Here is a 14,900-nt window from a genome sequence, read left to right on the forward strand (position 1 = left end):
CGTGTTCTTGCCTTGGTCATCCCTTATATGCTGCACTGCAATATAAGTCCGCTGCCCTCGAACCCGCCCGATTTCCGGGCGGAATGAGGCAGCAGCGACCAAACCGAACAGGAACGCCATGACCAAAAACGGCAAGGCGGAGGAAACGAAAAAGATCAACATCGCGCTGCAGGGCGGCGGCTCGCACGGGGCTTTCTCCTGGGGTGTACTCGACCGGCTGCTGGAGGATGGCAGGCTCGATATTTCAGCCGTGTCCGGCACCAGCGCCGGCGCGATGAATGCGGTGGCGCTGGCCGATGGTTTTGTGCGCGGCGGCGTCGAGGGTGCACGGCAAAAGCTCGACGACTTCTGGCGCGCGGTGGCGGCCAAGGGCCGCTTCAGCCCGGTGCAGCGCATGCCGTGGGACGTCGCCTGGGGCAACTGGTCGATCGAGAACACGCCCGGCTATTTCTTCTTCGACACCATGTCCCGAGTGTTTTCGCCCTATGTCGCCAATCCGCTGGGCTTGAACCCGCTGCGCGACGCGGTCGAGCAGGAGATCGATTTCAAAAATGTTCACGCCTGCAAGTCGATGGAGCTGTTCATTTCGGCGACCAATGTCGAGACCGGCCAGCTGCGCGTCTTTTCCGACGGCGAGATCGACCTCGACACGGTGATGGCCTCGGCCTGCCTGCCGCAATTGTTCCGCGCCGTCGAGATCAAGGGCGTGCCCTATTGGGATGGCGGCTATGGCGGCAATCCGGCGCTGTTCCCGTTCTTCAAGACGGCGGCGACCGAGGATGTGCTTTTGGTGCAGATCAATCCGGTGGTGCGCGAAGGCACGCCGAAAAGCGCCAACGAAATCCAGAACCGCATCGACGAGATCACCTTCAATGCCGGGCTGCTGAACGAATTCCGCTCGATCGCCTTCGTCAAGGAACTGATCGCCGCCGGCCGGCTGCCGCCTGGCGAATACCGCGACATCCGCATGCACCGCATCGATGCCGACGAGGCGTTCAAGGATCTGTCGGCGTCGTCCAAGGTGAATGCGGAATGGGCCTTCCTGAGCTATCTCAGAGACCTTGGCCGTATAGCGGCCAGCGACTGGCTGGAGGAGAATTACGACGCGGTCGGCAAGCGGCCGACGCTCGACCTTTCCGGCGAACTCGATGACGGCTTCAAACCGGTGCGCGGGCCGGCACCGGGACGGCGGGTGAAGGAATTCCTCGCCGCCCGCAAGAAGCCGGAGGCGGAACGCCGGCGGGCCTGAGTCCGCCCGGATCGATCAAGACGATCAGCGAAGTGTTCGGCAAATCGGAGTAGCGCCGATGACTCTCCGTCCCGGAACAACCGTTGCGTGTGACGGTATACAAAATCATACTGACGCCTGCTGCCATTCACTGAGTGGCTACGCAGGTCGCGCCCACATTTGAGCCTCAAAAACTAGTGCAGGCACAGGAGAATGTCAGTGCTCAAAACGCCTTGAAAACAAAGCGCCTCCAACACCCGTATGGTTCCGAGACTGTGGTTCCGCCGCCTGACGGGGCGCTGACAAAACCGTTTCCCGTTGGCCACACTACATCGCCTGGCACAATGTTCCTGCAACTTTTCGACTGTATTGCGATGCAACTTTGATGTAGAAGCGCGGCTTCGCCGTTCACGGCAAATTGAACACGGCCTGGCGCGCACCCATATCGGCGACGCGCTCGAGTTGGAAGACACGGTAGCTGTTAGACGACGGACACCCTGTTGGATAACGACTTGGCCGAACCCCGCAGTGGAAAAAAATGATGCCGAAGATCAGGTTTCACAAGCTTGCCGCTATTGTCGTGCTCATCGGCTTCGCCGCCTGGATGGGAACAGGCGCGTTCTCGTCCGTCGGCAGCGCCGCTGTCGAAGGTGCTGGCAAGGCAGGCGATCAGGCCAAGCCGGGCGATCAGGCCAAGGCACCGGATGCAACCAAGACCGCCGAGGCCGAACCGAAGGCGCCGCTGCGCACCGTCGCGGTGGTGACGCCGCCGCGCAAGACCTATGCCCGCGCCATCCGCATTTCCGGGCTGACCGAGGCCGACAAGCGCGCCGTGCTGGCGACGCGCGTCGCCGGCGTCATCGAAAAGCTGCCGGTCAAGCAGGGCGATCACGTCAAGACCGGCGACCTGGTGCTGATGCTGGCGGCCGAAGAAAAGATCTCGATGGTCGACAGTGCCAGGCAGCTCGTCGCGCAGCGCCAGGCTGAACTCGACGCATCGCTGCGGCTCATGAAGACCGGCAATCTGCCCAAGCTGCAGCTCGACACGGCGCGTTCGAACCTGACCGCTGCGCAGTCGCAGCTGGAAACGGCGCAGGCCGAACTCGAGCGCAATCTGGTCAAGGCGCCCTTCGACGGCGTCATCGACCGGGTGCCGGTGGAGCTCGGCAGTTCCATCATGCAGGGCGGCGAGGTGGCAACCATCCTCAAGCTCGATCCGGTGATTGCGCGCGGCGAAGTCAGCGAACGCGACCTCGGCTATCTCAAGCTCGGCGACAAGGCTGCTGTGCGGCTGGTCAGCGGCCAGACCGTCGAAGGCACGGTGCGCTACATCAGCCGCGACGCCTCGTCGGCGACCCGCACCTTCCGCGTCGAGATTGCCGTGCCCAATGCCGATGGCTCCGTGCCGGCGGGCATGACGGCCGAGATTTCGCTCAGCGCGCAGCCGACCGATGCCGTCATGTTGCCGCGCTCCGTGGTGACGCTGGGCGACAAGGGCGACCTTGGCATCCGTGCCGTCGACAAGGACAACAAGGTGGTGTTCTTCCCGATCGACCTCGTTGACGACTCGCCGAAGGGCCTGGTGCTTGGCGGCATTCCCGCCGATGCCCGCGTCATCGTCGCCGGCCAGGAACTCGTCAAGGAAGGCGACGTCGTCAAGCCGGTTGAGGCCGACCAGGCGACCATCCAGAAACTGTTGGGCGAAGCGACAACGCAGTAGCGCCGGGTGGCCCCGGGCGGGGACAACCGGCCGCCATGCGGCTCCTGAAATCTTGAGAACAGGCCATGGATATCGTCAAACTCGCGATCAACAATGCCCGGCTGACCATTGCGGTGCTGGTCTTCCTGCTGCTGGCGGGCTGGGTCGCCTATCAGTCGACACCGAAGGAAGCGGAACCCGACGTTCCTACCCCTTATGTTTATATAAATGTTGCCTATCAAGGCATCGCGCCCGAAGACGCTGAAAGACTTCTGCTTAGGCCTCTGGAGGCAAAGCTTAAGAGTCTCAAGGGGTTAAAGGAGATGAAATCATCCGCCTATCAGGGCGGTGCCTTTGTCTTCCTTGAGTTTCTGCCGTCTATAAAAGTCGACACCGCGGTGACTGATACACGCTCGAAGGTTCAGGACGCGAAGGCTGACCTGCCCCAAGCGGCAGAGGAACCGGTTGTTACCGAGGTCAACATTTCCGAGTTTCCCGTCCTGGTCGTGACGCTGTCCGGCGATCTGCCCGAGCGTGTGCTTACGGCGGCGGCGCGCGAACTGCGCGACCGCATCGAGGAAGTGCCGGGCGTTCTTGAGGGCACTATACAAGGCGCGCGCGACGATCTCGTCGAAGTCGTCATCGACCCGATGAAGCTGTCCTCCTACGGCCTGCAGCTCGACCAGCTGATCGGCGCGGTCGGCGCTTCCAACAGCCTGGTCGCCGCCGGCAACATCGAGGGCTCGGAAGGCAAATACGCGGTCAAGGTGCCGTCGCTGATCGAAACGCCCGAGGATGTCGCATCGTTGCCGGTTGTCGCCGGACCCAATGCCGTCGTCCAGGCCAAGGACATCGCCACCATCCGTTCGACCTTCGCCGATGCCACGACCATCACTCGCCTCAACGGCAAGCCGGCCATCGCCATCGAAGTCAAGAAGCGCATCGGCGCCAATCTGATCGACACGCTGGCCAAGGTGCGGGAAGTGTCCGACGCCTACGTCAAGACGATGCCGGAAGGCATGAACATCACCTACACGCAGGACAAGTCGGTCTTCGTCAACCAGCTGCTGGGCGACCTGCAGAACCACGTGATGATCGCCGTCATCCTGGTGTTCATCGTCATCCTCTATGCGCTGTCGGGCCGTGCTTCGCTGCTGATCGGACTTGCCATTCCGTCATCCTTCCTGATCGGCATCCTGTTGCTGGCGATGATGGGCTACACGATCAACATGATCGTGCTGTTCAGCCTCATCCTGGCGGTCGGCATGCTGGTCGACGACGCCATCATCGTCACCGAATTCGCCGAACGGCGCATGGGCGAAGGCATGCCGAAGGCGGAAGCCTTCACGCTTGCCGCCAAGCGCATGGCCGGTCCGGTCATCGCCGCGACGATGACCCGCATCGCCGCCTTCTCGCCGCTGCTGTTCTGGCCCGGCATCATCGGCGACTTCATGAAATACATGCCGATCACGCTGATCGTCACGCTGTCGGCCTCGATGCTCTATGCGCTGGTGTTCGCGCCGACGCTGGGCGCGCTCTTCGCCAAGGCGCCGGAGCATCACGAGGAACAAAATCGCGACGGCTGGTACATGGCGCTGGTCAAGCAGGCGGTGCGCTTCCCCATCACCGTGCTGGTGCTCACCGCCGTGCTGTTGACCGGCGTCGGTTTCGCCTATTCGAAATATGGCGCCGGCGTCGAGTTCTTCCCCAGCGTCGAACCCGATTACGGCCTGCTCTATGTGCATGCCCGCGGCAACCTCTCGCTGGCCGAAATGGATACGGCGACCAAGATCGCCGAAAACCGGCTGCTCGGCTGGCCCGGCGTGAAGTCGGTCTACACCCGCGTCGGCAAGACGCAAGGCGGCGGACAAGATGTGCCGGAGGACGTCGTCGGCGTCATCCAGTATGAGTTCATCGACTGGCGCGAGCGCAAATCGGCGAACAATATCCTGGACGAATTGCGCACCGTGATGGCCGGCATTCCCGGCGTCGATGTCGAGGTGCGCGTGCCGGAGGCCGGTCCTCCCACAGGCAAGGCGGTCCAGCTCCGGCTTTCGGCCATCGATCCCAAGGGACTCGACGACCAGGCCCGCGCCGTTGCGGCGCGCATCGCCAAGGTGCCCGGCGTCATCGACGTGTCCGACGGTCTGCCGCCGCCCGGCGTCGACTGGGCGCTCGAGGTCGACCGCGCCAAGGCGGCGCAGTACGGCATCAGCCCGACCGCGGTCGGCACCGTGGTGCAGTTGGTGACCAATGGCTTGAAGCTGTCGGAATATAGGCCCGCCGGCGCCGACGATGCCGTCGACATCAGGCTGCGCCTGCCCGAAGACCGGCGCACGCTGTCGACGCTCGATGAGCTCAGGGTGCAGACTGCGCAAGGCTCGGTGCCGATCTCGAACTTCGTCGTGCGCAAGCCGGAGCCGACCGTCGGCATCCTCAACCGCATCGACGGCGCGCGCACCGTGGTCGTCCAGGCCAACGTCGCCGCCGGTAACCAGGTTGCGGCGGTGCAGGCGGAGGTGACCAAGGCGGTCACCGACATGAAGCTCGACAACGGCATACGCTGGAAGCTCGCCGGCTCCAACGAGGACAGCGCCGAAGCCAGCGCCTTCCTCGGCAAGGCCTTCGGCGCGGCGATCTTCCTGATCTTCCTGGTGCTGCTGATGCAGTTCAACAAGTTCACCAGCGTGCTTCTGGTGCTGTCCTGCGTGGTCATGGCGACGATCGGTGTGTTCCTGGGGCTGCTGCTGACCGGCGAAGCCTTCGGCATCGTCATGTCGGGCATCGGCGTCATCGCGCTGGCCGGCGTGGTGGTGAACAACAACATCGTGCTCATCGACACCTATGACCGGCTGCGCGAAGAGGGCTGGGACAAGATGGAGGCGGTGCTGCAGACCTGCCGCGAACGTGCCCGCCCGGTGGTGCTGACGGCGGTATCGGCCATCCTCGGCGTGCTGCCGATCGCCTTTGGTCTCGGGTTGGAAATCTTCCATCACGAGACGACGATCAACGCGCCGTCGACGCAATGGTGGATTTCGCTGTCCTCGGCGATCGTCTTTGGCCTGTCCTTCGCCACGCTGCTGACGCTGGTGGTGACGCCGTCCATGCTGATGATCTTCACGCGCAGCAAGAACAGCCGCTTCTACGCGTTCTTCCGCCGGCTGTTCGGCCGCGACAAGAAGCCCGATGCGCCTATGGGGCCGAGACCGGGTCCGCTCGACGAGCCGGCAATCGCCTTCCCGAAAGCCGCGGAATAGCTGCATTCGACCAGTCAGACAAAAGGCCGTCCGGAACAACCGGGCGGCCTTTTGCATTGTCCCCTCGTATCCGACCAGCAAGGCGAGGGACTCTTAATGACCGTCAGCACCATCCTCATCATTGTCTTGATCCTGATCCTGATCGGCGCCGTACCGGCCTGGCCGCATTCGCGCTCCTGGGGTTATGGGCCGTCCGGAATAGTCGGCGTTGTGCTTGTGGTGCTGCTGATCCTAGTGCTGATGGGCAGGGTTTGATCGGGGCTGAGATATCGGAGATTAGCGTTTCCTCTCCCGATGAAGCGCTGGCAATAAGCACACGGCGGTGCCAGCCCCCACTCCGGCCGCTGCACGGCCACCTCTCCCCATGTCCATGGGGGAGAGGAAATGCCAAGCTTTTCAAGGCAGCGACCTCGGCGGTTAGCATTTCCTCTCCCCCACGAATGTGGGGGTAGAGGTGGCTCGGCGAAGCCGAGACGGAGTGGGGGAGCTCCCAATGCGATTGGCCCGAAATCGAGATGACGAGCACACGCTGTGCCCCCTTGGCCACCCCGCTCCCTTGCGTATACGCTGCGCTCACCACAATCACCGAGGGAGCCATCAAGGTGAACACCGCCAGCCCGCCAAGACCCCTCGCCGAAATCGCCAGCTATCACGCCCACGTCTACTATGACGGGCAGGCCGAGCGGCAGCAGGCCGAATGGCTGCGTCTGCGCATCGGCGAACGCTTCCGCGTTCGACTGGGCAACTGGCGCGACGAGCCGGTCGGCCCGCACGAGCAGGCCATGTACCAGGTCTCCTTCGCCACCGAGATCTTCGCATCGCTGGTTCCCTGGCTGATGCTGAACCATGGCGGCCTGAGCATCCTCATCCACCCCAACACCACCAACCCCAAGCGCGACCATCTGGTCGATCCGATCTGGATCGGGCGGCCGCTGGGGGTTCATGGCGAGGTGCTGGGTGAAGAGGATGAAGCGGAAGAGGCGCTGGAGGTGAACACGGAGCCGACGCTGGGGGCGTAGGGAGGCGTTCTGCAAAGTAGAGACTTGGCCTTGGAGACGCGTTCGCCAGTAGCCTAGCTCAGGCATGCATGACAAGCCGCTTTGCCCCTCAAGCCGTATCCTATGCCTTCATCATTGCTTCGTCGAAGGTGCCGAACCAGCGCGGGGCCGTTGGAGCGATGGACCGTCAATTGATGGCAAGGGAGAGTTCTCCTTGGTCGCCGGTACGCCGAGGCGGGGTCGCCGAATAGGCAAAGATTGCAATAGAGGAGGCAGCCGGCACTCGTTCCCGCAGGGTCGGGCGCACCCGTTCGGACGGAGCAACTGGCGCTCCGCACGAGGGACAGGGCAACTCACTGGTGACTGGGTGCGTGCCTGACGAAGCTCTTCGTTTCGGCTGAGATAAATGCTCTCACTTACGGAACATCGCAGGTTCGTCGAAGTTGGAAAGCTACGGAGGACGTGCACATGAACAGTGTAATCTATCTTATCGGCCTTATCGTCGTCGTGCTCGCGGTCCTCTCCTTCCTCGGTTTTCACTAGGTGGCCTCATGCAGCATGAGAAGGATCAGGGCGGACAGCCCACCGAATTCGACAAGGCGAAAAGCGACGTCTCCGAAAGACTTCGCCAGGAAAATGAGCGTGCCAGCGAGTTGCTTCACGACGCGCGGGACGAGGTGACCCGTAAGGCTGGCGACTATGCATCTGAAGCCACGCAGGTCATCTCCGACAAGGCGGAGGAGGCGCAGCGCGACATCGGATCGAGCTTGGCGGCGTTGGGTGGTGCACTGCGAGCGGCCAGCGATCACCTTGCCAGCAACGATGAAAGGAACGCATCGAAGTTCGCTTTGGATGCTGCCAGTGGCCTTGAGCGGCTTTCATCGTCCTTGAAACAGAAGCCCTTTAGCCAAGTCCTTGATGACGTGCAGTCCTTCGGCCGGCAAAATCCCGGTGTCCTGCTTGCGGGATCGGTGTTGGCCGGATTGGCTCTCGGGCGGTTCATCAAGGCTTCTCCGCCGGCAACGCCCGATTCTGAGGCCGCTCCGGGAGGCCTCAGATCACACACCGATCAGCCACAGGGTTGGTCCGCTGATCGTCCACAAGATTTTGGCGTGGTCGGCGATGATGGGGCCACGCAGATCGCGGAGCAGGACAGATGAACAACCAGGACAATCCCAGCCTTGCCGGGCTAGTCACCGATTTGGCCCAGAATGTCACCACTCTGGTGCAAACCGAGGCGAGGTTGTTTCGGGCCGAGCTCTCTGAAAAGCTTACCAAAGCCGGCGCAGGTGCCGCGGAAGTGCTGGGCGGCGCGATTTGCCTGCTCGCCGCGCTCTTGGTGTTGCTGCAGGCGCTCATTATCGCGCTGACGCGGGCGGGGCTTGGCGCGGGGTGGTCTTCCCTGCTGGTCGGTGTGGTCGTGGCGGTCCTCGGCGTCATCCTGCTGCGGACCGGGACGGCCAGCATGGCGCCTTCGGAACTTACCCCCGACCGGACCCAGGGACAGCTCAAGCGCGACGCGAGCGCGATTAAGGAACAGGTGAGATGAACGAGAAATCCGCAGCCGAACTTGAACGCGAGGCCGAGGCTGCTCGCGCTCGGGTGATGGAGACCGCCGAATCCATTCGAGGCAAGATGACGCCTGGACAATTGCTGGATGAGTTCACCGGGCTGTTCTCGGGAGGGGAGAGCGCGGCCATGCTCAGCAATCTCAGAACGCAGGTCCGAGACAATCCTTTGCCGGTCACCATGGTGGGCGCAGGTCTGGCCTGGCTGATGTTCGGCAGCGGTACCTCAAACACCGCCCACCGTTCGGCTGGCTATCCATTGCCTTCAGCGCCAGGACGACATGATGTAGCAGGGGAGCGCGGCGGCTTGGGCGGCACGCTCTCCGACGCCGCGGAATCGCTCTCCTCGAGCGCTGCCAGCGTCGGCGACACCATATCGAGCACCGCAAGAGCCGCTGCGGCGGGTCTGACGGGAAGCGCTGCCAATGCAAGCTCGACGACTGGGGACATGGCGGCGAAAGCCAGCCGCTCCGCGCAAGATCTGTTGGAGGATCAACCCTTGGCCGTAGCGGCCGTCGGTCTCGCCATCGGCGCCGCTATAGGTGCAATGCTGCCCCATACCGCAACGGAGGACGAGCAACTAGGCGCCTATGGCGACAAGCTTCGCGATTCCGCCGAAACTTTGCTCGACAGGGGCCTCGATGAGGCCAAGCAGGTCGCCGCCGACGCCTATGAGACCATCAAGCAGGAAGCTGGCCGGCAAGATATGGAAGCAGACACGATAGCCGATCAGCTCGGCGAGATCGTGAAGTCCACAGCAGACAAGACCGAGCATGCCGTGCGCGAACGAATTTCCGATACGTCTCAGCGCCAAACCTAGCTTGATGATCCTGGATCAACGATAGCCGGCCTCTCCAGAAAGGGGCCGGTGTTGTCCGTCAAACGGTGACCCGCTCGAGTCACTTCAGAGCCGTGTGCGGACTGATGTCCCTTGCCGATAGTAATCCAGCGGATCAGGTTCTCTGGATTGTTGGCCAACCCGCCGCCGATAAGACGCGGTCAGCAAAACTGGCATCTAGGCGAGGACCGACATTGCACTTGAAGTTCGCAGACCGAGGATGCCGGTCCGCTCTGGGACGTAGGGCGACACCCCCCGTCACCCCCCAGCCAACCGCGGCAGCAGAAAAATCTCCGCCCCCTGCGGCAGTTCCTTCGACCACGTATCGCGATAGATGGTCCCGTCGATCGCCACCGCGATGCCCTTCTCGATCCAGGGCTCGATGCCGGGATACTGTTCAGCCAATTTCCTGAACAGCTCCCTTATGTCCTTGGCTTCGACCTCGACCTTGCTCTGGCCGCCGGCGAGCTGGCCGAGCGCGCCCCAGAGCGTGACTTCGACCATCAGAGCCTCATTGGAGCGTGTCCGAAACCGCTGCGCACTTTAGCCCCCTCATGCTCCCCGTTCCGCCTCGATCGCGGCGAGGACCCTTGGCGGCGACATCGGGATGTGGGTCATGCGCACACCGGCTGCGTTCGACACTGCGTTGGCGATCGCTGCCAGCGGCGGCACGATCGAGGTTTCGCCGACGCCGCGCACGCCATAGGGGTGGTTGGGATTGGGTATCTCGAGGATCTGCGTGTCGATCATCGGCAGGTCCGAGCAGACCGGGATGCGGTAGTCGAGGAAGCCGGCGTTCTGGAGACGCCCATCCTTTCCGTAGATGTACTCCTCGTTGAGCGCCCAGCCGATGCCTTGCGCGGCGCCGCCCTGGTACTGGCCCTCGACATAGGTCGGGTGCACCGCCTTGCCGGCATCCTGGATCACCGTGTAGCGGATCACCCTGGTCGAGCCGGTATCGGGGTCGACCTCGATGTCGCATATATGGGTGGCGAAGGAGACGCCGGCGCCGTCGGCGACGAGCTCGCTGTGGCCGGCGATCGGCCCGCCGGTCTTGCCGGACGCGGCGGCGATCTCCTTCAGCGAGAGTGCTGCAAGATTGCCGTATTTCTCGCCCTTGGCGATGGCGTGGCCGTTTTCCCAGACCACGTCGTCGACGGGGATGTCCCACGTCTGGGCGGCGCGCTCACGCAGGATCTTGATGGCGTTGCGGGCGGCCGAGATGGTCGCCATCGACGACGAGAAGGTGCCGCGGCTGCCGTCGGTCATGTCATTGTAGCCGAGCGAGGACGTGTCGGCGACCACCGCCTTGAGCTGGGCATAGTCGATGCCGAGCTCCTCCGCCGCCACCAGCGACAGCGAGGCGCGCGAGCCGCCTACGTCCACCGTGCCGACGGCCAGCGACACCGAGCCGTCCATGCCGATGTTCAGATCCACGCAGGTCTGGCCGCCGAAGTTGAACCAGAAGCCGCAGGCCATGCCGCGTCCCTGGTTCTTGCCCAGCGGCGCCTTCATGTGCGGATGGTGCTTGGCCGCTTCCAGCGTCGGACCGATGCCGATCGGGCCGTAGACCGGGCCATAGGAAGACCTTGTGCCTTCCTGCGCGGCGTTCTTGATGCGGAACTCGACCGGGTCCATGCCGAGTTCCTTGGCCAGCTCATCGACTGCACTTTCCACCGCGAATGCCGCCATCGGCGCGGAGGGCGCGCGATAGGCGGCTGTCTTCGGCCGGTTGACCAGCACTTCGAAGCCGACCGTCTGGACGTTGTCGAGCTTGTAGCAGGCGAACGCCGTCATGGCGCCGATCTCGGCCCATGTGCCTGCATAGGGGCCGCTGGTGTAGCGCAGCGTTGCTTCGGCGGCGGTGATGGTGCCGTCCTTGCGGGCGCCGATCTTGACGTCGATCGAGGTGGCGCTGGTCGGGCCCGAGGCGCGGAACACCTCGTCGCGAGTCATCACCAGCTTCACCGGCCTTCCTGCCTTGCGCGACAGAGCGAGTGCCACCGGCTCGGCCCAGACATGGGTCTTGCCGCCGAAGCCGCCGCCGATCTCCGAGGAGGTGACGCGCAGCTTCGAGGCTTCCAGCCCGAGCAGTTGCGCGCAATGCTGGCGGTAGACGAAATGGCCCTGCGTGCAGACCCAGAGGTCGGCGGTGCCGTCGGACGAGACGCTCGCCACGCAGGCGTGCGGCTCGATATAGCCCTGATGCGTCTGTTCGGTCTTGAAGGAGCGCTCGACGATGACATCGGCGTGCCCAAAGCCCTGATGGACATCGCCATGGCCGAACTGGCTGCGCTTGGTGACGTTGGACGGCTTTACCGGCTTTTCCTCGAGACCCTCGGTGAAGATCGTGTCGTTGATCAACGGCGCGGTGTGCTTCATCGCCTCGTCGACATCGGTGACATGCGGCAACAGCTCGTACTCGACCTCGATGAGCTTCAGCGCCTGCCTGGCCGTGCGGGCATCGACGGCGGCGACCGCGGCCACGGCGTGGCCGTCATAGAGCGCCTTGCCGCGCGCCATGCAATTGTCGAGGACGTCGTACATGGCGGCATCGCCATCGGTGAGATCGGGCAGGTCGGCGGCGGTGATCACCGCTTTCACGCCGGCGAGCTTTTCCGCTTTCGAAGTGTCGATCTTGAGGATCCTGGCATGCGCATGCGGGCTGCGCAGGACACGCCCGACCAGCTGTCCCGCCATGTTGAAGTCGGCGCCGTAGCGGGCGCGTCCGGTCACCTTGTCGACGCCGTCGGGACGGATGGGCCGCGTGCCGACGGAGGAGAATTTGCGGCCCGAAAAGCGTGGATCGAAGTTCATGCGTGCGCTCCCTTCATCACATTGGCCGCATCCTGGACCGCGCGCACGATCTTGTCGTAGCCGGTGCAGCGGCAGAGGTTGCCGGCGAGGCCGAAGCGGATTTCTTCCTCGGTCGGATCGGGGTTCTTGGCCAAAAGGTCCTTCGCCGCGATGAGGAAGCCCGGCGTGCAGATGCCGCATTGCAGGGCCGCATGCTCGAGGAACTTCTGCTGCAGCGGATGCAATTGATCGCCATGCGCCATGCCTTCGACGGTCTCGATATGCCGGCCTTCGGCTTCAGCGCCAAGCACAAGGCACGAGCAGACGAGCCGGTTGTCGAGGATGATCGAGCAGGCGCCGCAGTCGCCCGTGCCGCAGCCTTCCTTGGCGCCGGTCAGCCCGAGCCGGTCGCGCAGGACGTCGAGCAACGTCTCGTCGGGCTGGCAAAGGTATTCGACGCTGTCGCCGTTGATTGTCGTTGAAACTGCTACACCGGCCATCATTTGCCTCCTGCGCGTGCGTAGGCGGTCGTCGCGGCCCGTCCGGCCAGCACGCCCGCAACTTTTCGTCTAAACTCGATGGTGCCGCGCTTGTCGTCGATGGGGCGGCAGGCCCCGGCGCAGACCTTGGCGAGCCGCTCAAGTGCCGCCTCATCCAGCTTCCTGCCGATGAGAGCCTCGGCTGCTTCTTCCACCAGAAGCACGGTCGGGGCCGCGGCGCCGAGCGCGACGCGGGCGGCTGTTATGACGCCATGCTCGTCGAGCGTCAGGTTCACGCCGGCGCTGACCACCGCGATGTCCATCTCGGTGCGCGGGATGAATCTGAGGTAGGCGTCGCCCGAACGCGGCGCGCGCTTGTCGAGCAGGATCGCCTCGACGATCTCACCCTTGGTGAGCGAGGTCTTGCCAGGCCCGATCGGCACAGCCTCGACCGGAATGGTGCGCTTGCCCGAGGGGCCGGCAACCACGGCCTTGGCGGCGGCGGCCACCAAGGCCGGGACGCTGTCGGCGGCCGGCGATGCGTTGCACAGATTGCCAACGATGGTGCAGCGGCCCTGGACCTGTTTCGAGCCGATCAGCTTCGACGCTTCGACGACACCGGGCCAGGCCTTCTTCAGAACCGAGCTCTCGCCCAGGACGGCGCAGGGGACGGTGGCGCCGATGCTGAAGCCGTCGGCCGTCTCCCTGATCTCGCTCAAGCCCTCGATCGCCTTGATGTCGACGATCAGGTCGGGATCGACAAACCCGCCCTTCATCCGAACGAGGAGGTCACTGCCTCCAGCGAGAATGGCTGATGTACCGGAAGCGCCGGCCAGCTGGCCAACGGCATCTTCGATTGAAAGCGGACGTATGTAACGCATCGTCTCCCCTTGGTGATGGTGATCTCGCCGACCGTTATAAACAGTCTCCTCATAATGACCATCCGGTTGCTGATTTCCAGCGATTGGGCCAGCACCGCGAGAGAGATTTTTGTCTAAAGTCTTTGTTTTGATGCATGTCGTTGTCCCAGACCGCGCGCACTTCTGGGCGACATGCATTTAAGCGGCGTCTTTTGCACGGTCGAGGCTGATGCCGATGTCCTTCAAGGCCTCGGCCACGGCCTCGTCCAGCGGGGTGTGCGGGACTTCGCCGATGATGCCTTCCAGCCGGTCGGACACGAGCCGGTGCGGTTCGAAGCGCAGATAGGACATCGAGACGATCTCGCGCCACATCGCCACGAACGGGCTGCCGGCGCGCAGCACCCACCACGGCATGAAGGTCAGTTTCAGCGGACGTCCCAACGCTTTCTCGGCCGCGGCCTTTATGTCCATGTCGGTGACGGCGTGGCCGGGGAAGTTGAGCGCCTCAAAGAAGCCGAGCTTGCCCTGATTACGCGCCAGGCCGACGAAGCCGATGGCGAAGTCCGGCAAATAGGCCCATTCGTGCACGAGGTTGGCAGGGCCAGGCGCGGTGTAGACGCCCTTGTTCATCTTGGCGGCGACGACGAGGTCGAACCATGATCCGCTGCCGGTGCCGCCGAAGAAATCGCCGGCGCGCAGGATGATGGTGCGGACGCGACCGGCATCGGCCTCGCGGCGAAACAGCGCTTCCATGGCGCAGCGGATGCGGCCCTTCTCGGTCGTTGGGCGGAACGGCGTGTCTTCGGTGACGAGTTGAGGCATCGGCGAGCCGTAATTGTAGACAGTGCCGGGGAAGAGATGCAGCGCGCCATTGGCATGGCAGGCGGCCACGACGTTTTCCGCCATCGGCAGGCATTTGCTCCAATCGGTGTAGATCGGGTTGAGACCGTTGAAGATGATGTCGACGCCTTGCGTGGCGCGGATCAGCGCCTCGCGGTCGAGCGCATCGCCGGCGACGGCGGTGGCGCCCTTGAGTTCGGCCGGGACCTTGCCGGTGCGGGTGACGGCGCGGACATCGAAGCCGGCGTCGATGAAGGCTTTGCCAACCACGCGGCCGAGCCGGCCATTGGCCCCCAGAATTGCGATCTTGGTCATTTTCTTCTCCGTGTTTGTGTTT

The 14,900-nt window shown here is 63.6% G+C and carries 13 protein-coding genes; 8 read left to right on the top strand and 5 right to left on the bottom strand.

Annotated elements, in window-relative coordinates; genetic code table 11:
• Nucleotides 1-118: 118 nt before the first annotated feature.
• The 8 genes from NKH54_RS07580 (at nt 119) to NKH54_RS07615 (ending at nt 9,570) form a co-directional block, all read left to right on the top strand.
• Nucleotides 119-1,249 (top strand): patatin-like phospholipase family protein, encoded by a 1,131-nt coding sequence (locus tag NKH54_RS07580; protein WP_023827629.1) that lies wholly within the window; start codon nt 119-121, stop codon nt 1,247-1,249.
• A 520-nt stretch (nt 1,250-1,769) separates the two neighbouring features.
• Nucleotides 1,770-2,948 carry an efflux RND transporter periplasmic adaptor subunit gene (locus tag NKH54_RS07585; RefSeq protein ID WP_023713273.1) on the top strand — a complete coding sequence of 393 codons (1,179 nt, stop codon included), beginning with the start codon at nt 1,770-1,772 and terminating at the stop codon, nt 2,946-2,948.
• Between the two features lie 65 nt (nt 2,949-3,013).
• Entirely contained in the window at nt 3,014-6,184 is a 3,171-nt protein-coding gene (locus NKH54_RS07590; protein WP_353027961.1) for an efflux RND transporter permease subunit, read from the top strand.
• 96 nt (nt 6,185-6,280) lie between these two features.
• Nucleotides 6,281-6,439: a DUF3309 family protein gene (locus NKH54_RS07595; RefSeq protein WP_023702789.1), complete on the top strand. Its 159-nt coding sequence runs from the start codon at nt 6,281-6,283 to the stop codon at nt 6,437-6,439.
• Between the two features lie 347 nt (nt 6,440-6,786).
• The gene (locus NKH54_RS07600; protein ID WP_353027962.1) at nt 6,787-7,203 is read left to right on the top strand and encodes a DOPA 4,5-dioxygenase family protein; all 417 of its coding nucleotides are present in this window, start codon (nt 6,787-6,789) and stop codon (nt 7,201-7,203) included.
• A 530-nt stretch (nt 7,204-7,733) separates the two neighbouring features.
• Entirely contained in the window at nt 7,734-8,342 is a 609-nt protein-coding gene (locus NKH54_RS07605) for a hypothetical protein (protein ID WP_023713683.1), read from the top strand.
• Nucleotides 8,339-8,731: a phage holin family protein gene (locus NKH54_RS07610; protein ID WP_023693628.1), complete on the top strand. Its 393-nt coding sequence runs from the start codon at nt 8,339-8,341 to the stop codon at nt 8,729-8,731. The genes NKH54_RS07605 and NKH54_RS07610 overlap by 4 nt, the downstream gene beginning before the upstream one ends.
• Nucleotides 8,728-9,570 carry a DUF3618 domain-containing protein gene (locus NKH54_RS07615; protein ID WP_023752871.1) on the top strand — a complete coding sequence of 281 codons (843 nt, stop codon included), beginning with the start codon at nt 8,728-8,730 and terminating at the stop codon, nt 9,568-9,570. Before NKH54_RS07610 ends, NKH54_RS07615 begins: the two co-directional genes overlap by 4 nt.
• A gap of 276 nt (nt 9,571-9,846) precedes the next feature.
• On the opposite strand, the gene NKH54_RS07620 is transcribed toward NKH54_RS07615, so the two are convergent.
• The 5 genes from NKH54_RS07620 to NKH54_RS07640 all read right to left on the bottom strand — a co-directional run bounded on the left by NKH54_RS07620 (nt 9,847) and on the right by NKH54_RS07640 (nt 14,878).
• Nucleotides 9,847-10,092 (bottom strand): MoaD/ThiS family protein, encoded by a 246-nt coding sequence (locus tag NKH54_RS07620; protein WP_023712829.1) that lies wholly within the window; start codon nt 10,090-10,092, stop codon nt 9,847-9,849.
• 48 nt (nt 10,093-10,140) lie between these two features.
• The gene (locus NKH54_RS07625; RefSeq protein ID WP_353027963.1) at nt 10,141-12,405 is read right to left on the bottom strand and encodes a xanthine dehydrogenase family protein molybdopterin-binding subunit; all 2,265 of its coding nucleotides are present in this window, start codon (nt 12,403-12,405) and stop codon (nt 10,141-10,143) included.
• Complete coding sequence (locus tag NKH54_RS07630) at nt 12,402-12,884, bottom strand: (2Fe-2S)-binding protein (RefSeq protein WP_023822301.1); 483 nt, start codon at nt 12,882-12,884, stop codon at nt 12,402-12,404. The genes NKH54_RS07625 and NKH54_RS07630 overlap by 4 nt, the downstream gene beginning before the upstream one ends.
• Nucleotides 12,884-13,744, bottom strand: a complete 861-nt coding sequence (locus NKH54_RS07635; RefSeq protein WP_023822300.1) for an FAD binding domain-containing protein — start codon at nt 13,742-13,744, stop codon at nt 12,884-12,886. Before NKH54_RS07635 ends, NKH54_RS07630 begins: the two co-directional genes overlap by 1 nt.
• 177 nt (nt 13,745-13,921) lie before the next feature.
• A complete protein-coding gene (locus tag NKH54_RS07640; RefSeq protein WP_023826705.1) occupies nt 13,922-14,878 on the bottom strand; it encodes an SDR family oxidoreductase in 957 nt (318 codons plus the stop codon).
• Nucleotides 14,879-14,900: the final 22 nt, after the last annotated feature.

The sequence above is a fragment of the Mesorhizobium sp. M1004 genome, from assembly GCF_040318795.1.
Lineage (GTDB): Bacteria > Pseudomonadota > Alphaproteobacteria > Rhizobiales > Rhizobiaceae > Mesorhizobium.